The organism is Meiothermus sp. (assembly GCF_037443965.1).
In the GTDB taxonomy this organism is placed as follows: Bacteria; Deinococcota; Deinococci; order Deinococcales; family Thermaceae; genus Meiothermus.
In genome coordinates this window covers 213,847-231,927 of the sequence record NZ_JBBINI010000001.1, presented here as the reverse complement: position 1 = coordinate 231,927, position 18,081 = coordinate 213,847, and the positions used below count along the sequence as shown (strand labels likewise).

The window sequence follows — 18,081 nt, the reverse complement described above, 5'->3', positions numbered from 1 at the left end:
TTTGCGTAGGGTGCTCGAGGTGAACCATTGAGCCGAAAACGGACAGCGAACAGTCTAACAAAAACGCCAAAAGCCCTCATTGCCGGGTACTTACTCATGAGCATGAGTAGAGTAGGGGAGACCGAGGCCAGGTGTGTTCTATACTGGAGAGGTGCGAAGCCTCTTATTCTTGGCCCTGATTGTAGCAGGGGTGTACTTTTACGCCGAACGATTCGGTCTGGCCGTGGGCTATGCGCCCTTCACGCCGGTGTTTTATTGGAACTATACCGGAGAATCTCTCAACCAGATTCGAGCTACTGGTATACGGGCTTTTATCAAGGTCACGGTAAGTGGGGATTTGCGACAGGGGAGTTTCGAGGTGGAGGTACGCCGCGCAGGACAGACCAGTCCGGGCCTGGTCAAGCGGTATCAGGGGCGTTTTGCCGAGGAGATTCGTTACCCGGCCGATGCCAGCTTGTATGATGTTATTTTCCGCTTCAAGGATGCTCGAGGTCAGGCTCGGATGGACTGGGTTGCGGCGCGCAACGAATTCTAGGCGCTGGTGGGTCAACCGCTAACCCACGCATCATCTCGAGGCCGGAAACAGGGTACAAGACGCTACACCCGTACAACGGAACGGCGTACTAGGCACATGGCCCCTGGTTGTGCTAGACTTGTGAGCGGTTTGCCTCTAGGCTGCCCTTTGCCTTCATCGGGCAAGCCCTTATCTGGCAAGTTCGGAGAATTATGGCACAGAAAAAAACTGCTCGAAACCCTTCGGCCATCAAGCGCCACCGTCAGTCGCTCAAGCGCCGGGCTCGCAACAAGTCCAAGATGTCCACCATCAAGACCATCAGCAAGAAAGCGGTGGCCTTGGCCAAGGATGGCAACACCAGCGAAGCCACCAAGGTCATGCGCTATGCCGAAAGCCTGATTGATAAGGCTGCCAAAGGCTCAACCCTGCATAAGAACGCGGCCAGCCGCCGCAAATCCCGCTTGATGAGCAAGGTTAACCAACTCCTAAGTGGAGCCAAAGCCTAGGAGTAGATCATGGGAAAAGGTGATCGTCGTACCCGCCGTGGTAAGATTTTCCGCGGCTCACACGGTAAATACCGCCCCAGGAAGAAGTAGGCGCAAAACCCTTCAGCCGGAGAGGGTTTCTCCGGCTTTTTCCTACTCGTGGCCCCCACAATTACGGCGTTCGACACAGTTTATCCCGTACATCAAAAACCGTTGAACGGGGTATGGGTGGGAACTGCTCTACCTACTCCTTTTCATCGCAGTTTTTGTGGGGCGAAGTATTTGGCTTCATCCATCTTGCTGGCTTTCGCCATGGCCTGTTCCAGCAAACGATCGGCCTCGGCAGGCCCCATAACCTGCTGACCCGTTGTGTGGAGCAAGGCGACGATGGCCCGCATCTGGGGGAGCGGCAGGGTGCTAGGTAGGGCTTGCGGGGCCAGTCCAGCCCTGGCCCAAGGCTCTAGTAGGGTTGCCGGCAAGCTGTTAGGTTCGCTTGGTCGGGCTACCGATAGGAGGGCTTGCTCGAGGCGGGGGTTGTTTTTTTGCATGACCTCGAGCATTTCCGCCACCACCATGCGAAAAACCCGAACTTCGGGCCTCGAGCGGTATTGCGGTTTGTTGGTTTTGCCTCTGGTGCTAAACCACCCCAGCAGGTTGAAGAAGAACCCGGCTTTGGCACGGGTGGGTGCAGGCTGGGCCACGACTGCATCTAAATCGAGAATGGTGGCAAATTTGGGTGTGCGGGCAACCCTGGCCGCTTCAGGTGGCTCGGAAACAGCCTGGGCAGTGCCAGCACCCATAATGGTTCTTGGCTGAGCAATTTTCCCGTTCTGGGTGGGTAAAACCAGGTGGTCGGGGAATTTGGGGAGTTCATGGTAGGGTCGTCGCATGGTTTGCAATAGTACCCGCGTCAGCGAGACCTGCTCTTCGGGCTTTAGCAGCCCGGTATTTGTGACCCATTCCGCTACCCGCGAAGCCACAAAATGTTCCTCTCGAACCAGCGGATCACAAATCTTGAAAATCGCGTCTACCCGCCGATCCTCCCCCAATACCTGCCGCAGGGCCAAGTACAACACGCGCCTGCGGTGGTTGATCTGGTCGGGTATGAGATTGAACATAAAAATCTCCGATGGGCAGCCGGTGACCGCTTTTGTTGCAGCCTAGCATCCATTAAGGTTGCGGGCTGTGACCCATCACCGCCTGGGGGCGTAACCTCAAGATCGAAGATCATCCTGGTGGTCTTTCCAGGCTTTTTTAGCTACCGCGAGGGCCTCGGCTAGGTCGGCCTCGAGTTTTCTGCGGTAGCGAACCGATACCTTGCCTCCCTCGGCCTCAAAGGCCCCAAGATAATTCAAGATAAAACTCAGATCCCCCACCTGCCCAAAAATCTCTTGAAGAGCCTTGACCGCAGCGCTATCTTGCTCAAGCCATTCCCGAGCATAGCGCAAACGCCGCAAAGCCCGGCGCAAAGCATGCAGGCTTTCGATGCTATCTTCGCTACGCCATTCCTCGGCGCGACGCTCCACCTGCAGCGTGAAGCGTTCCAGCCGGGCCTCTGCCCCTTTGCCCTCCAGTGGAGGCAGGCTTGCCAGCGCTTGCAACAGGCCTGCCAGCCGCGGAGAATCCAGCACGGGGATAAACCCCGCACGGGCTTCCTCCCATCGAACCCTAGCCCACTTCTGAAAGGCTACAGGCAGGTTGGGGTGTTGCAACAAAACTTCAAGGTCGCGCACCTGGCCTGCGGCCCGCACCAACCAGGCCAGATCGTCCTCCAGCACCCGCATCCCTGCTAATTGCAGCCATACCCTGAGCCGCCGCACCGCCACACGCACCTGATGCACGCCCTCGGGGTCTTGGCCCTGGCGGGCGATGGGCAGGTGTTCCAACAGGTGTTGGAGCCAGCGCCCCAGGCCAATGGCCGACATAGAAACAGCTTAGCATCGGGCTGGTTCGTGGGCCATGATCTTGGCATGACATTTGCGATTGCTCTTCCTGCTACTCGTGGGAACCGCTTTGAGTGGGTCAGTCCTGGATATCGCCCAATAGCTTGGCAAGCTCGGCACCGAGTTTGGTTTGGGGTTCTTGTGGGTGGCCGCAGTCCACCTCGTTGCGGTTGGCCCCGCAGACCGGGCAGAGGCCCTTGCAGTCTTCTTTGCAGAGGGTGGTGTAGGGCAGCTCGAGGGCGAAGGCTTCGCTGAGCAGGGGCCCTAGGTCGAGGTCGGGATGGCCAAAGAGCAAGGTTTCCTCGTCGTCCTCTTCGATGGCCTCGAGGTGTTGCAAGCCCGGCTGGTAGCGCAGCATGTATTGAAAATGAGCGCGTACCGGCGTGGGGGTGGGGGTTAGGCAGCGACGGCACTCTAAAATGGCATTCCCGGCAATTTCGCCCGATAGCCAGAACTCCTGACCGCCCTCGCCTTCCACTCGGGTTACGCTGACTTTCCATTTAGCCGGGCCATCCAGGGGTATGCGCTCTTTCTCCAGGGCGATGTATTCCAGGATTTCGCCCTTGGCGTCGGTGCTGCCGCCCTCGCGCATTAGGCGCGACAGGTTGATGCTTTGAATATGCATTTCTTTCATTTCCCCTGAGCTTACTCCGTGCAGTTACTTCGCAAGCAGAGCCCTTTAATGTATCCCCGAAAAGGCCCGGGGTCAATGGCTGCCTCGAGAACACCTGGGGGAGCAACTGCGTCCAACGCGAAAGGATGAGTTGCCAGAGCGGTTCGCACATATACCTAATACAGCGGTTTTTGCTGTACTGGGCCAATTACTCCGCACGCGATGCGGAATCATTGTGGAAAGCGATAGAAGCCTTAAACTGCTTAGACTGAATAAGGTATGAAGCAGATCAGTATCGTAGGCGTTCCGATGGATTTGGGTCAGGGTCGGCGGGGGGTGGATATGGGGCCCAGCGCCATGCGCTATGGGCGCTTGCAGGAGGTGCTGGGGGGCCTAGGCCACCGGGTGCACGACTATGGCGATATAAAGGTGCCGGTGGCCGAGAGCTTGCGCCTGCAACAGGAAGAGCCGGGGGGGATGGGTTACCTCGAGGCCATTCGCACGGTCTGCCTGGAGACCATCCAAACCCTTGGTCAGATGCCCGCCGATATGTTTCCCATCGTGTTGGGGGGCGACCATTCCATCGCGATGGGCTCGGTCACGGGGGCCAGCCGGGGCGAGCGCGTCGGGGTGATCTGGGTGGATGCCCACGCCGACTTCAACACCCCCGAGACCAGCCCCAGCGGCAACATCCACGGAATGCCGCTGGCCCACCTGTGCGGCCTGGGCGACCCCCGCCTGGTGAACCTGGGCCACCCTGGGGCCAAGGTGCGGCCCGAAGATGTGGTGCTCGTGGGGATTCGCAGCCTGGATGCGGGCGAGGTCAAGCTGCTGCGTGAGCGAGGGGTCACGGTACTCACCATGAAGGAGATTGACGTAAAGGGCATTCCCGCCATTGCGCAAATCGTTGCAGATAAATTTCGCGGTTTTGCCAGGGTACATCTCTCGCTCGATGCCGACGTGCTCGACCCCGAGATTGCGCCGGGGGTTGGAACCCCGGTGGCCGGGGGCTTGACCTACCGCGAAGCCCATCTCCTGATGGAACTGCTGGCCGATGCCAGAATTGTCACCAGCCTCGATCTGGTCGAGGTGAACCCCATCCTCGACATCGCCAACCGTACGGCCAAGATGATGGTCGAACTCGCCAGCAGCCTCCTGGGGAAGAAAATCTACTGATGGCCTGGCGCCTGCGAGCTTGATACAATCCTCGAATGTTGGTCATTCCGGCTGTAGATATACAGGGTGGGCGGGCCGTCCGGCTTTTTGAAGGCGACCCCCGCCGAGAAACCGTCTATTACGACAACCCGGTGGAGGCCGCCCTGCACTGGCAAAAGCAAGGGGCCAAAATGCTGCATCTGGTAGACCTGGATGCGGCTACGGGCCGCGGGGAAAACCGGGTGGTGCTGCGCGAGGTGGCAGCGGCCATCTCCATCCCCTTTGAGGTGGGGGGTGGGGTGCGCAGCGTGGAGACGGCCCAGGAAATCCTGGCCCTGGGGGCCAGCCGGGTGGTGGTGGGTACGGTGGCGGTGAAGGCGCCGGAAGTACTGGGCCGGATGCTCTGGGAGTTTGGGGCCGAGCGGGTGGTGGTGAGCCTGGATGCCCGGGGGCTCGAGGTGGTGGTCTCGGGCTGGGCCGAGGGAACGGCCTTGCGGGTACAGAACCTGAGCCTGCGCATGTGGGACTTGGGCATTCGTACCCTGATTTATACCGATGTGCGCCGGGACGGAACCCTGGCCGGGCTCGACCTCGAGGTGGTGCGCGAGGTTCGCGCGGCCTGGCCTGGTTTCCTGATTGCGGGGGGCGGCATCGCTTCGGACGCGGACCTCGAGGGTTTGCAGAACCTGGGCGTAGAAGGAGCGATCACCGGAAAAGCCATATACGAAGGTCGCATAGACCTGAAGAAATGGGTATGATACGCATTTCGGCAGTATCGTTCACTTTTGAAAGTCTAAACAATACTGCCGGAATGCTCTTCTACTCCCTTCGGTCGGCTTGAATCCTTCACCTCTGACTGCGCCCAACGATGAAGGATTCAAGCGGAAACGGTATGACGGCTGCGCTGGAGTAAACTTCTGACATGAAAGTCCTGAACGGGTTGGCTTTCTTGATTCTGCTGGCGGTAGCGGCCTTTGCCTGGGCTTTGTATGTACTGGAGCCTGGGCTGATGCTCGGAACCCCCTGGGGACAGGTACACTTGATTTTCTTGTTGTTGGGGGCTTTCGTGCTTGGGCTGGCGGTGATGGGCTTGTATGTGCTTACCGGCTGGGTAAATGCCCAGGCTGCCCTGAACAAGCGCAACCGGGAGTTGCGGCAGGTCAGGGGTGAACTCGAGGCCCTCAAAAAGCAGCACCCCGAAGAAACCCCGGTCATTCCAGACCGCCAACCCTGAGTGAAGGAAGGTCTGTGAATCTTGTGGATAGCCTGATTGCATACGGAACAAGCCGCCGCTCTCCTCTCGATTGCATAAGGGTTGGGCTGCCAGGTTGCGCTAGAAAAGGCTTCTTTCGGCCTTTATTCTAGGGTGCATTCGGTTTGCGAGGGTTGAGGTTTGGATGAAGTGGAAATTTAGAGAATGGCCCCATGTCGCCGAACTGCGTCCGTTGGTAGAGCAGTTGGGTATCCCGCCCCTGGCGGCTGCGGTGTTCTGGAACCGAGGGTTTCGGCGTAAGGAAGACCTCGAGCCCCCCCTCACGCTCCTCCCCATCGAGGGCCTCAAACCAGCAGCTTTGCGCATTGTTGAGGCCCTGGATAAACGGGAGCGAATCCGGGTTCACGGTGACTACGACGCCGACGGTCTTACCGGCACGGCCATCTTGCTCAATGGTTTGGGTCAGCTTGGGGCTGACATCCATGCCTTCATCCCCCACCGCCTAGGTGAGGGCTATGGCGTGCTGATGGATCGGGTGCCGGAGCACCTCGAGGCCTGTGACCTCTTCATCACCGTAGACTGCGGCATTACCAACCATGCCGAGCTAAAAGAGCTGGTCGAGAACGGGGTTTCGGTACTGATCACCGACCACCACTCGCCGGGGACGAGCACCCCGCCCGGCCTGATTGTGCATCCGGCCCTCTCACCCGGGTTGCAAGGCCAGCCACACCCCACTGGTTCGGGGGTGGCTTTCTTGTTGCTGTGGCAAGTATACGAACTTTTGGGTCGAGACCCACCCCTGGAGTATGCCGACCTCGCGGCCATCGGTACGGTGGCCGATGTGGCGCCCTTGCAGGGCTTCAACCGGGCCCTGGTGCAAGAAGGGCTGCGCCGCCTGCGCGACTCGGCCAACCTGGGCCTGAAGGTACTGGCGGCCGAGCATTGCAGAGAGTTCAGTGCTACCGAGATTGCTTTTCGAATCGCCCCGCGTATCAACGCCGCATCCCGTCTGGGCCAGGCCGAGGTGGCCCTGCAACTCCTGACCACCCAGGACTTGCTCCAGGCCCGCCCGCTGGCCGAATACCTCACCCAACTGAACGTGCGGCGACAGCGCATCGAAGAGGAGATGCTGGAGCGCATCTGGCCCACCATTGACGCCAGCCAGCCCGCCCTGGTGATCCACGATGCCGCCGGGCATCCGGGGGTGATGGGCATTGTGGCTAGCCGGGTGCTGGAACGCTACTACAAGCCGGTGTTTATCATTGCCGATGGGAAAGGCTCGGTGCGCTCGACGCCTGGTATCAGCGCAGTGGGAGCCCTGCGCTCCGCGGCCAACCACCTCAAGCGCTTTGGCGGCCATGCCCAGGCGGCGGGTTTCGCCATACGCGAAGAGGCCATTCCTGCCTTCACAGCCGCCATTCAGCAGTATGCCGCGCAGTTTCCGGTGCCGGAGCCGGAAATCGTGCTGGATGGTTGGCTGGATGGGGAAGATTTAGGGGAGTTGCACCGGGCTTTGCAGCTTTTGGAGCCACTGGGTGAGGGCAACCCCGAGCCGCTGTTCTTCTTGCAGGGCAGGCCCGAGCAGGTGCGGCTCTTGAGCGAGGGCAAGCACCTGACGTTCCGCTTGAACGGAAGCAAAGTGATCAAGTGGCGTGACAACGGCGAAAACCTGCCCGACCCACTCGATCTTGCAGCAGGGTTGGTTTTGAACGAGTGGAATGGTGAGCGCACGGTGGAGTTACGTGCTGCGGCGTATCGCCCAACCCCGCCCGCACCGCTTGAGGGGCAGGACTGGGCCGTCCCGGTTCCCTTTCGCCAGGCGGTGCACCAGGCCGTGGCCGAAGGGGCCAGGGTGTATGTGCACCGCGAGGGGGCCGATTGGTTTATTGGCCGGGGTGTGCAGGTGGTGCAGCCGGAAGAAGCTGCCTACTGGTTTAGCCTGCCCGCTGCCCCCGCTTACCCTGAAAAGGTGCAGATTGCCCTCTCGGAGAAAGCCCTGGCCAACCTGGAAACAAACCCCGATGCGCTGGTGCAGGCCTTTGGTAAGCGGGTAGCGGTAGCTTACAGGCTGGGACTGGCCGGAATGTTGGGGGAAAGCTTAAAGCGCTACTGGCAGGCCTTGGCGCTGCTGCCGGCAGGGGTTTAGCTACTGCGAAAGCGTTGAAGCTGGAGATAGGACAGCACTTCAGGAACGCTCACTCTGGAAGCGCGGGGTTTTTGCCCAGGAGTTGCGCGGATGCGATCTGCTTGAGCTCCTGCCGCAGGTTTTCCCTGGCAGGTTGCTCCAGTCGAGCGAAGGCTTGGGTCTGGTAGATGCGCGCTCGAGCCAGAAACTTTTGCAGCACCGCCGCACGCCGCTCCAAAAAAAGCGTTTGGGGAACCCAGGCATACTCCTGGCGGATGGCCCGGGCGTAGGCTTGGTAAGTTTTGCGGTCGGCTCCTAGAATCGAGAGATCGGCATCCAGGAACAAAGCCGTGTCGGGATCGTGGGTCTGGTGGTTTTGTGTGGCCAGGATGATTGCCACCACCGCCTCTATAAGCTGCGGCTCAACCCCCAGCCGCAAAAGGCTTTGTTCTGCCAGCAGGGCGCTCTGGGCCTCGTTGTCGGGCCGGGTGGGGTCGTAGACTGCATCGTGGAACCACACCGCAAACTCCAGGTGGGGCTTGGCTGGCAACAGTCCCAGAAGGGTGTCCAGGTGCGCCAGATTGTGGTAGTACCGCTGAGGTTCGGTATGGCGGGTGAGCAGGTCGTCCAGCATGTAGAAATGCTCACCCGGATTTATCTCGAGGGATGTGAGCAGTGCGTTCCAGCGACCAATCAGCCGCTTTCGGCCCCCATGTGATAGTTTGAAACCCCGTTCCACCTTCGGCATCCTAAGGCCATCTCTGGGGTCAGAGTGTGCATTTATCGCGGTTCTTCGTGCTCGCTGGGAACCGAGGCATTCCTTCCAAGAGACAGTTACGTATCGCATGATGGGAGACTGCGATAGCGGGTACGTGTGAAACGCTACGATTCGCGTTATGCCTTAACTTATGTACCGCCAGCCCAGAGACTCTTTTGAAGCCCGGATCTATACCCGCGAATATCGAATCTATGGCAACATCTATCTGGTACAGGCGGGGGGTACGGCCGACCTCCTGAACACCGAAAACCGCACCCACATTCCGGTAACCGGGGCCCTGGTGTATATGGCGGGCCTCGAGCATCCCCCCCAGACCAGCGAACTCAAAGCCGATACCCCCTTTACGGCAGTCAGCAAAGAAGACATCTGCTGGATGGTAGGCGGTCGTCCCTCGGTGCCCAAAGGCAACCTGGCCCTGTTTGAGCGCAAAAGGGTGGCCCTGTTATTCGAGGGATACATCCTGGTGGGCGATCTAGACATCCATAAAAACACCCGTCTGTCCGACCAACTGGCGGTGCTCAAACCCTTCCAGACCTTGTCTGGGGCGGTGCTCTACCGCATGCCAAAGCAGCAGCCTATCGTCAATGCACCGCCCGACCAACAGTTTGACTTTGTAACGGTGCACCTCAGCAAAGCCGATACAGTCACCGAAGCCCCACCTCCCACGTCCGACCTCTACCTGACGTTGCTGGGATGAACCACAATCATTGAAACACCTCAAATCCAGGTGTGATACCGTTTCCGCTTGAATCCTTCACCGCCCGCCGCAGTCAGAGGTGAAGGATTCAAGCCGACCGAAGGGAGTAGAAAAGCATTTCGGTAGTATCGTTTAGGCTTGCCGAAGTGAACGATACTGCCGAAATGCGTATGATGGGAGTCCAGTGTCCTTCGCTTAGGCAGCGTACCTGAGCAAGATTTCTATCGCTGGTACACCGGCTATTCTAGCCGGGTCAGGTTTTGCCGGATGCGCTCGAGCTGGGCCTGGTTCTCGGCCAGCCGCTCCCGCTCGGCCTGCACGATGGCTGGGTCGGCCCGCTCCACGAAACCTGGGTTGGCAAGTTTTTTCTGCCCTTGCTTAACCTGCTTTTCCAGCTCGAGCAGCCGCTTGCGCTGGCGCTCCAGGAAGCTCGACAGGTCACCTTCGGGCTTGAGGTAGACGGTGGTGTTAGCAGTCACCTGAGCAATGGCTTTTTCGGGGCTACCTATAGAGGCCTGGGCTTTGCCTAGGAAGCGGAACAGCGCCAGGTTGTCCATCACCAGGGGGGCCCCAGCTCCTTCCAGTTGCACGGCAATTTCTTGTTGAGGTGGGATACCTAGCTCGGCCCGCAGGTTGCGGGTGGCGGTGATGGCGGCCTGCAGGGTTTCGAAGGCTTTTTCTGCCTCGAGGTCGCGCGCACCGGCCTGGGGCCAGTCCTGCAAGGCCAACTGGGTGGTATCGCCGGTGAGGGCCTCGTACAGCTCCGAGGTGATAAAGGGCATGATGGGGTGCAGCAGTTTGAGCAGGGTCGCCAGGGTAGACTCCAGGGTGTGCAGGGTGGTCTGGTTGCCCTCGCGCAAAGCCGGCTTGGCGGCCTCCAGGTACCAGTCGCAAAACTCGCTCCAGACCAGCTCATAGACCAGCCGGGCGGCCCGGCCCAGGTCGAAGGCCTCGTAGGCCTCGGTAATCTCGGCGATGCCCCGGTTCAGGCGCGAAACCATCCAGCGGTCGGCCAGGGTGGGGGTGGCCGGGGCGCTGGAGAGGCCCGCCTGCTTGTTCATCAGCACGAAGCGCGTAGCGTTGTAGAGCTTGTTGGCAAAGTTGCGCCCCTGCTCGTAGCGCCGCTCGTCGTGGCGGATGTCCTGCCCGCCCGTGGCCAGGTAGTCCCAGGCGAAGCGGCAGGCGTCGGCCCCGTATTTGTCAATGAGCTCGAGGGGGTCAATGCCGTTGCCCTTGCTTTTGGACATCTTCTGGCCCTTGGCATCCAGGTACAGCCCGTGCAGCACGATGGTGTGGAAGGGGGCCCGGCCAGTGAACTGGTAGCCCGACATCTGCATGCGGGCCACCCAGAAAAAGATGATGTCATAGCCCGTCACCAGCACATCGGTGGGGTAGTGCTTCTTCAGGTCGGGGGTGGCCTCGGGCCAGCCCAGGGTGGAAAAAGGCCACAGCGCCGAGGAGAACCAGGTGTCGAAGACGTCCTCGTCGCGCCGCAGCTTGAGGTGGGCGTAGCGGGGGTCCTGGTCGCAGTCGAGGTCGGGGTTGTCCGGGTCGGGCACGTAGATGTTACCCTCCTCGTCGTACCAGGCCGGAATCTGATGGCCCCACCAGAGCTGCCGGGCGATGGCCCAGTCCTTGATGTTCTCCAGCCAGTCGCGGTTGACCTTCTCCCAGCGCTCGGGCACGAAGCGCATCTCGCCTTTGTCCAGGCCTTCCAGCACCTTTTGGGCCACCGGCTTCATCCGCACGAACCACTGCTCGAGCAGGAGGGGCTCCACCTTTGCCTTGGTGCGGTCGGAGTAGCCCAGGGCGATGGTGTAGTCGCGAACTTCTCGCAGATGCCCGGCCTCTTCCAGCGCCTGCACCACCCGCTTGCGGGCCTCAAAGCGCTCCAATCCCCGGAACGGCTCGGGCGCCAGCTCGCCCGCGAGGCAGCCCTTCAGGTCAATTACGCTGGGCATCTCCAGGTGGTGCCGGCTGCCGATCTCGAAGTCGGTGGGGTCGTGGGCCGGGGTAATCTTCAGGGCCCCGGTGCCAAAGTCCATCAGCACCGATTCATCGGCAATGATGGGAATATACCGCTCGGTGAGGGGGATGCGGGCCTTCTGGCCGACAAGGTGCCGGTAGCGCTCGTCGGCAGGGTTCACCGCAATGGCCACATCGGCAAAGATGGTCTCCGGGCGCACCGTGGCAATCTGAATCTCGCCGCCCCCTGCCAGGGGGTAGGCCAGGGTGTAGAGCTTGCCGGGGGTGGGCTCGACGTTGACCTCGAGGTCGCTCACCACCGTCTGGGCCACCGGATCCCAGTTCACAATGCGCTTACCCCGGTAGGCCAGCCCCTGGTGGTAGTACTCCACAAAGCTGCGCCGCACCGCGCGGGAGAGCCCTTCGTCCATGGTGAAGCGCTCGCGGCTCCAGTCACACGAAGCCCCAATGCGCCGGAGCTGGTGCAGGATGGCCCCGCCGTTTTTCTCCTTGAAAGCCCAGACCCGCTCCAGGAACTTCTCCCGGCCTAGATCGTGGCGGGATAGCCCCTCCTGGGCCAGTTCTTTTTCCACCAGCACCTGGGTGGTGATGCCCGCATGGTCGGTGCCGGGTAGGTACAGGGCCTCGTGGCCCTGCATGCGCTTGAAGCGGATGATGGTGTCAATGATGGTGTTGTCCAGCGCGTGGCCCAGGTGTAGGTTGCCGGTCACGTTGGGGGGTGGGATCACGATGGTGAAGGGGCCTTTGCCCTTGTGGGCGTTGAGTTCGGGCTTGAGGGGGTTCTTGGCCCATTCCAGGGCCCAGTGGGGCTCCACTGCCTGGGGGTCGTAGGTTTTGGGTAGTTCCTTAGGTTCAGTCATCGCTTCCCCTCGTTGACAGGTAATAACTCTTTTCCTGATCCTCGAAACTGGCTTCCTCGTAGGCCACCCCGAACACTTCAGTGTTTTCATCGAAGGTGTGGCTCCAGAAACCCACGGTCAGGCGGTTGCCCTCGAGGCTCACCGTGCCCACCGCAATTTCCTTCCACTCCTGCTCTTCCTCCTCTTCTTCAAAGTCTTCATCGTCCTCCAGAAGGTCGAGGGGCTCGAGGTCGTCTTCATCCAGGTCGTCCAGGTCATCCGGGTCGTCCTCATCGAGCAGCTCGAGGTCTATTGTGCTAAGCGTGCAGACCTGGCCCATCAGGCTTTGGATGGGGTTGTTGGGCTGGCCGAAGCGGGTGCTGAACTCCGGGCGGAAGGGGGTGTAATCAATGCTGGCGACCAGCAGGTAGTCGCCCAGCTCCCATTTGCACGAAAGCAAGGGGGGTAGCGGCGCGTCCTGGTCGGGGTCGTAGCCGGGCGGGGGGGTGGCGATGGGGGTATTGAGCAACTCGATGACCATCTGCTTGCGGACTTTACCGCTGACCTCAATGGGCGCACGTCGGCCCAGTAAGTCTTCCATTTTCCAGTGCTTGAGGCGGGACTTCAGGGCGGCCAGGGCCTCCTCGAGGCTATCCGCAATTCGCATGGGGTCGCCGCGCTGGAGAAAGTACCAGCCGGGATACTCCTCCGACTCTTTGGCCGGAATTTCCTCTCCAAATAGCTCAATGGGCCGGGGCTCCCGGCTGAACCAGTGGAGGCCGGGTTCATAGTGGGGCTCGAGCTGCCATTCTTTAGGAAGGCTGTTCATGAAAGCTCCTTTCTAAAACCCTCAAAGCGACTGGAACAGAAAGGGCAGGCCATTGGTTTCTTGCAGCCGCCAGGATGGAACCCACACCCAGCCCACCTCGATCATGGACTTCTGGCTCATGGCCTGTCTGCGGCTCCCTCATACTCACCTCGACCTATAAATAAAAAAGCCCCTGCAGGCTTTGCTGCACGGACGAGGAAAACCCCGTGGTACCACCGCGCTTCCTGAAGCGCCAGTAGGGACTTCAGGCACTCGGAAGTGCTATAACGGGCACCCCCCGGCAGGCTCTACTGGGCCAATCGGCTGTTCTTCCTGCGGGCTCGCGGGCGACGTTCGGTTTTCGTTCTCCAGACCGCTTTCCAGCCTATGAGCGATCCTCTCTGGGGAGCCTAGGGAAAACCTACTCCTCCCGGTCAACGCCTGAGGCCAGTATACAACAGGCTCACTCAAAGCGCTTGGAGAACGCGCTGGACGATTTCTTCCAGCGGCACACGGGTGGGCGGGAGCGGCCTGTGGGCGTGTCGCCGGATTTCCTCGCGTACCCAGGCGTCGGCGCCCGGGTGGTTGGCTACCAAGCGCCAGACTTCCTGGGCCAAAGAGGGCCGCAATTGCGGGGTGAGGCCAGCCATAGCCCGCAGGGCCAGGGGAGTGGCCCCCAAGTGTAAAGCTTGCTCCAAAGCCAGTCGGTAGTAGGCCTTGCCCTCCGCCATCTCGCCTAGGGCAAAGAAGGTGCGGCCCAGGTGGTTGTACGCCAGGGCTTCGCCCCAGGGATAGTGGCTTTGGACGAAGCGTTCCAAGGCCTGGCGCTGGAGTTTGAGAGCCCGTTCGTACGCTGCGTCGCGCATGGTCAAGCGGCCCAGCCCCAGCAGGGCTTTGGCAACGGTAATCGCATCGCCGGTTTGTTGAGCGGCCTCGAGGCTGGCCTGCAAGTGTTCGCGGCATTCCTCGTTTTTGTATTCGATGCCCGCCACCGTGCCCAGCCCCAAGAGGGCGTTCGACTCGGCAAAGCGATCGCCCAGTTGGCTGCCAAACGAGAGGCTCTGGCGGAACATTTCCCGCGCCACACCGTACTGGCCCAAAGCCGTCCAGGCCTGGCCCAGCCCAGTCAGGGCCAGGCTGAGACCGCGCAGGTCGGAGAGGCCCCGGTAGGTTTCCAGGGCTTCTTGTAAGTAGCGCTGGGCTAGCTGGAAATCGCCTTGGAGAACAGCCAGGTTTCCCAGGTTGTACAGGGCGTTGCCCAGGCCCCAGGGCCGCTGCTGGCGGCGGCGCATGTCTAGGCTTTGGCTGAAGAGTTGCTTGGCTTTTTGGGGCTGGCCCAGTCCCATCGCGGCCAAGCCCAGGTTGTTGAGGGCAAAAGCGGTCTCGTACTCGTCTATCACCCCCTGGCCCAGGTGCAGGCTTTGTTCGATGGCCTTCTGGGCACCGGCACTGTCGCCCAAGCGGTGCATCAAGCGCCCCTGACGGCCCAGCGCCAGACTTTGCAGGGCGCGGTGGGGTGAAAGGGTCGCCTGGGCCATCAGGGTCTCGCCTTCAGCAAACCAGCCGCGCAGCTCGAAGAGCAAAAACAGGCCATCTATCATCTGGAGGGCCAACTCCTCGTGGCCGTGTAGGAGTAGGTAGTTCCACGCGGCCTTGAGGTCGGGGTACTGCTGGGTCAACATCGGCAGGGTCTCTCCCTGGTTGCCACCGCGCAGCCCTTGCTCGTGGGCTTTGAGCAGTTCGGCATGGTAGTGGGCGTGGGCCAGGTGGGTGGCCTGGGGGATGTGGGGCAGCAGGTGCTGGCGGATCACGGTGAGGATGCGGTAGCCCTCGGGTTGTTTTTGCAATAAGGCTCGGTCAAGCAGGGTGGTCAGGGTAGGCAGGGCAGCGTTTGCAATCGCATGGGCAGCCTGAAGGCTGAAGCTGCCCTCGAAGGCCGCGAGTGCTTGTAGGGTTTGCTGCTCGGCTGGAGTGAGCTGGGCCAGGCTGCTCTGTAGCACAGTGCGCAGACTGGTATGACGAGTGGGTAGGTTGGCCAGGGTATCCTCCAGTAGCCCCAAGTCTTGCTCCAGACGGTCGGCGATCTCGCGGCAGGACATCACCCGCGTGAGGGCCGCAGCCAGTTCCAATCCCAGGGGCAAGCCCGATAACAGGCGGCAAATCCGGGCGATGGAGCCCCAGTCTTCGGCGGTGGGGCTAAAATGGGACACCACCCGTTCGGCACTACGGCGGAACAGTTCGGCGGCTCGGCTGCGCTGGATCAGGCGGTCTTCCTCTGGGTAATCGAGTCCCTTGACCTCGTAGACCCATTCACTCCGCAGACGAAAGCGCTCCCTCGAGGTCAGCACCCACTGGGTAGAGGGGCTTTCGCGCAGCAGGTGCTCGAGTTCGGCGGGCGTAGCAAGCCCTTCAGCTTCGTCCAAAAACAAGCGGATGGGCTGTTCGTGCAAGCGGTGCAACACCGCTGCCCGCAGATCGCCTTGGCCCATCAGGGGCAGGCCTAGCCCTTCGGCGATGCTAAAGAGGAGTGGGCGACCCTGGAGGGCGACCCAATAGACCACAGAAGTGGAATCCTGGCTTGCCAACTGTTCGGCTACGGCCAGGGCCAGCCGGGTCTTGCCCACCCCTCCTGGCCCTACCAGATTGAGCAGCCGACAATCGGCACGCCCCAGTAGTTGCAATACCTCGGCCTGCTCTGTATCGCGCCCAATCAGGGGGGTGGGCGGGGTAGGCAAGCGCGGTCTGGAAGGGGTCTGACCCAGGCTCCTGACCAGAGCTTGGGCTTCCGGGCTGGGTTTGAGCCCCAGCTCCTTGGCCAAGGTTTGCTCGAGGTTCTGAAACAGCCGCAAAGCCCCTGCACGGTCACCCAGTTGTTCGGAAAGACGCATGGCTTCTAGATAGGGGTGCTCTGCCAGTGGATCGGCAGCGATAGCCTGCCGCAAGAGCGCCAGTGCTTCGGTCAGATGGCCGGTCTGCTCCTCGGCGATTGCCAGGGTCAGTAGGCATTGCAGGTACTGTTGGTGGGTTTCTCGTCGAATCTGTTCTTGCCAGCTTTCAAAGGCAGCGGTCTCACGCAACTGCAAACCCTGCAAAAACGAGCCTCGATACAGTTCCAGCGCTTGGCGATGCTGCCCTGTACGAATGGCATCCCAGAAGTCCCACAAATCCACTTGAATGCCTGCTGGGTCAAGCCGCAGTAGCTGCTGATGGGGCTTTTGCAGGGTTTTGCCTAACGATTGTCCCAGCCGAGAAAGTTCCTGCCGTAAGCTGGCCCTGGCCTGTTCTTCGGCGTTTTCCGGCCAGAGCAGGTGAACCAGTTGGCTGCGGCTGGCTCCCGAACGCTCCACTGCCACATAAGCCAACAAGCCCAACGCCTTGCGGGTGGCCAGGTGAACCAACTGACCCCCCTGCTCCAAACTCGGCGGCCCCAGCAGCAAAAGTTTGAGCGTCGGTTGCTCCATGATTCGGACAGGCCATTCGTGTGATTTTCTCGGTGGATAAGCTTTTTCTCAACAACCCAGAGCGTTTCTCGGAAAGAACCCAGCAATCCCCTAAAGTCAAAAACTGTGCGGAACTCGTTTTTAGCCGCTAGGATCAGCGGCAAAAAATAGAGTGAGCCGCAATAACTTTACCCCGTATTCTATCGCAATCTCTACTATCGCACTCTTCACAGACGTTGCCTCCCATCCGGGAGGCCACTGTGTTGTGCAGGACAAAGCCATCAAGTTGTGTGTGGCTCAATAGTTGTGAAGAGTGCTGTAAATCCCCCCAGGACTGTAATCATATCAACGCTGTGCATAAGCGACGATAAACACGTCTCCTGTCGTGCGTTTCGCCGCTAGGTTTTGGCCTGGCTGGTGCTTTATATCAGGATCGCGCGAGCAACTTTGCCGGTAGGTTCCGGCTATTCCGGAATTGCGTAAGCATCTTTGCCTGCCGCGCATCCTAGCAGCTCTATCGCTACCAGGCTTCCCACAATGGCGTGCCTTTCGCGGCTAACTTGATGGTGGTTTGCAGTTGCGATAAAAGGGCGGGCATGACCCGCCCCGTAAACCCTCGAGGTTTCTACTGGCCCAGGGCCAATTCCAGAATCAACCAGCCTAGAAACAACAACGCCGAAAAAACCGAAATGGTATAGCGCAGCGACGATGTACCTTTGCTTTCGTTGTGACTTAAGAGGTTTTTGAGAGGGTTATGGGCGTGGCTGGTCATGGCGAATCACTCCTTGCTTTAGTAGTAAAGTCCGGGGAAGGTTTGATTGCGGCCTGAGCTTTTGGCTTCGGCTTGAAAGCGGTCTGCACGGGCGAGCACTTCCTGGGCCGAAGGCTCGCCGTCGCGGCCTGCAAAGCCCAGGCTGATGGTGACCTTGAGTTCGGGGTGCAGATGGTTCCAGGGGTATTTGAGCACGGCTACCCGCAACCGCTCGCAGACCCCAAAGGCCCGGTCGCCGGTGATGCCGCGCAGTATCAGGGCAAACTCCTCACCGCCGGTTCTCCCGGGCACATCAGAGGCGCGGAGGGCTTTGCGAACCAACTGACCGATCCGGCGCAGCACCTCATCGCCAACCCCACTGCCAAAGCGCTCGTTGATCGCCTGGAAGCCATCGAGGTCGAAGGTCACAACGCTAAAGACTTCGCCGCTGGCAAAAACCCGCTCGAGGGCTTTCTCAAAAGCCGCTTTACTGGGCAGTCCGGTGAGTTCGTCGTCGTCTTCGGCTCCGTAGCCCTCGAGCAGGGGGCTGCGGGCATTGAGTAGATTTTGGTTGCGTTCTTCCACCAGGCGCTGGGCCGACTCGAGGGCCATCTTGAGGGACTCGAGGTTACTGCTGGAGTGCACAATCTGGCTCTGCATCTGCTCGAGCAGTTGCACCAGTTTCAAATCTTCGTCGCGAAGTTTCTCAGCGCTCATGTCGCGGATTATATGCA

General features: G+C 60.4%; 17 protein-coding genes. 8 read left to right on the top strand and 9 right to left on the bottom strand.

Translation table 11 applies throughout. The features are described 5' to 3' along the window. Positions 1 to 151 precede the first annotated feature (151 nt). From WKI89_RS01105 to WKI89_RS01095, 3 genes are all read left to right on the top strand, one after another. The gene (locus WKI89_RS01105; protein ID WP_337867369.1) at positions 152 to 535 is read left to right on the top strand and encodes a hypothetical protein; all 384 of its coding nucleotides are present in this window, start codon (positions 152 to 154) and stop codon (positions 533 to 535) included. Positions 536 to 726: 191 nt separating this feature from the next. After that, positions 727 to 1,020 carry a 30S ribosomal protein S20 gene (gene rpsT, locus WKI89_RS01100; protein WP_337867368.1) on the top strand — a complete coding sequence of 98 codons (294 nt, stop codon included), beginning with the start codon at positions 727 to 729 and terminating at the stop codon, positions 1,018 to 1,020. A gap of 9 nt (positions 1,021 to 1,029) precedes the next feature. Then, positions 1,030 to 1,110 (top strand): 30S ribosomal protein THX, encoded by an 81-nt coding sequence (locus tag WKI89_RS01095; RefSeq protein ID WP_084495969.1) that lies wholly within the window; start codon positions 1,030 to 1,032, stop codon positions 1,108 to 1,110. A 143-nt stretch (positions 1,111 to 1,253) separates the two neighbouring features. On the opposite strand, the gene WKI89_RS01090 is transcribed toward WKI89_RS01095, so the two are convergent. The 3 genes from WKI89_RS01090 to WKI89_RS01080 all read right to left on the bottom strand — a co-directional run bounded on the left by WKI89_RS01090 (position 1,254) and on the right by WKI89_RS01080 (position 3,576). Then, positions 1,254 to 2,117, bottom strand: a complete 864-nt coding sequence (locus WKI89_RS01090; RefSeq protein WP_337867367.1) for a hypothetical protein — start codon at positions 2,115 to 2,117, stop codon at positions 1,254 to 1,256. Between the two features lie 96 nt (positions 2,118 to 2,213). Then, positions 2,214 to 2,924 carry a CHAD domain-containing protein gene (locus WKI89_RS01085; RefSeq protein ID WP_337867366.1) on the bottom strand — a complete coding sequence of 237 codons (711 nt, stop codon included), beginning with the start codon at positions 2,922 to 2,924 and terminating at the stop codon, positions 2,214 to 2,216. A gap of 97 nt (positions 2,925 to 3,021) precedes the next feature. Beyond that, a complete protein-coding gene (locus WKI89_RS01080) occupies positions 3,022 to 3,576 on the bottom strand; it encodes a DUF177 domain-containing protein (protein WP_337867365.1) in 555 nt (184 codons plus the stop codon). A 258-nt stretch (positions 3,577 to 3,834) separates the two neighbouring features. Between WKI89_RS01080 and rocF the strand changes: the two genes are divergently transcribed. From rocF to WKI89_RS01060, 4 genes are all read left to right on the top strand, one after another. Then, on the top strand, positions 3,835 to 4,731 hold the full coding sequence (rocF, locus tag WKI89_RS01075) for an arginase (protein WP_337867364.1): 897 nt from the start codon (positions 3,835 to 3,837) through the stop codon (positions 4,729 to 4,731). 35 nt (positions 4,732 to 4,766) lie between these two features. Continuing rightward, a complete protein-coding gene (gene hisA, locus WKI89_RS01070) occupies positions 4,767 to 5,468 on the top strand; it encodes a 1-(5-phosphoribosyl)-5-[(5-phosphoribosylamino)methylideneamino]imidazole-4-carboxamide isomerase (RefSeq protein WP_337867363.1) in 702 nt (233 codons plus the stop codon). A 164-nt stretch (positions 5,469 to 5,632) separates the two neighbouring features. Further along, positions 5,633 to 5,944 carry a LapA family protein gene (locus tag WKI89_RS01065; protein ID WP_337867362.1) on the top strand — a complete coding sequence of 104 codons (312 nt, stop codon included), beginning with the start codon at positions 5,633 to 5,635 and terminating at the stop codon, positions 5,942 to 5,944. Positions 5,945 to 6,107: 163 nt separating this feature from the next. Then, positions 6,108 to 8,069 (top strand): DHH family phosphoesterase, encoded by a 1,962-nt coding sequence (locus WKI89_RS01060; RefSeq protein WP_337867361.1) that lies wholly within the window; start codon positions 6,108 to 6,110, stop codon positions 8,067 to 8,069. A 49-nt stretch (positions 8,070 to 8,118) separates the two neighbouring features. Here the strand turns inward: WKI89_RS01060 and WKI89_RS01055 are convergent, their stop codons facing one another. Further along, a complete protein-coding gene (locus tag WKI89_RS01055) occupies positions 8,119 to 8,787 on the bottom strand; it encodes a hypothetical protein (RefSeq protein WP_337867360.1) in 669 nt (222 codons plus the stop codon). Positions 8,788 to 8,956: 169 nt separating this feature from the next. Between WKI89_RS01055 and WKI89_RS01050 the strand changes: the two genes are divergently transcribed. Continuing rightward, complete coding sequence (locus WKI89_RS01050) at positions 8,957 to 9,523, top strand: hypothetical protein (protein WP_337867359.1); 567 nt, start codon at positions 8,957 to 8,959, stop codon at positions 9,521 to 9,523. 239 nt (positions 9,524 to 9,762) lie between these two features. On the opposite strand, the gene WKI89_RS01045 is transcribed toward WKI89_RS01050, so the two are convergent. The 5 genes from WKI89_RS01045 to WKI89_RS01025 all read right to left on the bottom strand — a co-directional run bounded on the left by WKI89_RS01045 (position 9,763) and on the right by WKI89_RS01025 (position 18,064). Further along, positions 9,763 to 12,369 carry a valine--tRNA ligase gene (locus WKI89_RS01045; RefSeq protein ID WP_337867358.1) on the bottom strand — a complete coding sequence of 869 codons (2,607 nt, stop codon included), beginning with the start codon at positions 12,367 to 12,369 and terminating at the stop codon, positions 9,763 to 9,765. Then, a complete protein-coding gene (locus tag WKI89_RS01040; RefSeq protein WP_337867357.1) occupies positions 12,362 to 13,177 on the bottom strand; it encodes a hypothetical protein in 816 nt (271 codons plus the stop codon). Before WKI89_RS01040 ends, WKI89_RS01045 begins: the two co-directional genes overlap by 8 nt. 446 nt (positions 13,178 to 13,623) lie before the next feature. Further along, positions 13,624 to 16,617 carry a tetratricopeptide repeat protein gene (locus tag WKI89_RS01035; RefSeq protein ID WP_337867356.1) on the bottom strand — a complete coding sequence of 998 codons (2,994 nt, stop codon included), beginning with the start codon at positions 16,615 to 16,617 and terminating at the stop codon, positions 13,624 to 13,626. Between the two features lie 604 nt (positions 16,618 to 17,221). Further along, positions 17,222 to 17,368: a hypothetical protein gene (locus WKI89_RS01030; protein ID WP_337867355.1), complete on the bottom strand. Its 147-nt coding sequence runs from the start codon at positions 17,366 to 17,368 to the stop codon at positions 17,222 to 17,224. 18 nt (positions 17,369 to 17,386) lie between these two features. Continuing rightward, positions 17,387 to 18,064, bottom strand: coding sequence for a GGDEF domain-containing protein (locus tag WKI89_RS01025; RefSeq protein WP_337867354.1), 678 nt, complete (start codon positions 18,062 to 18,064; stop codon positions 17,387 to 17,389). Positions 18,065 to 18,081 lie beyond the last annotated feature (17 nt).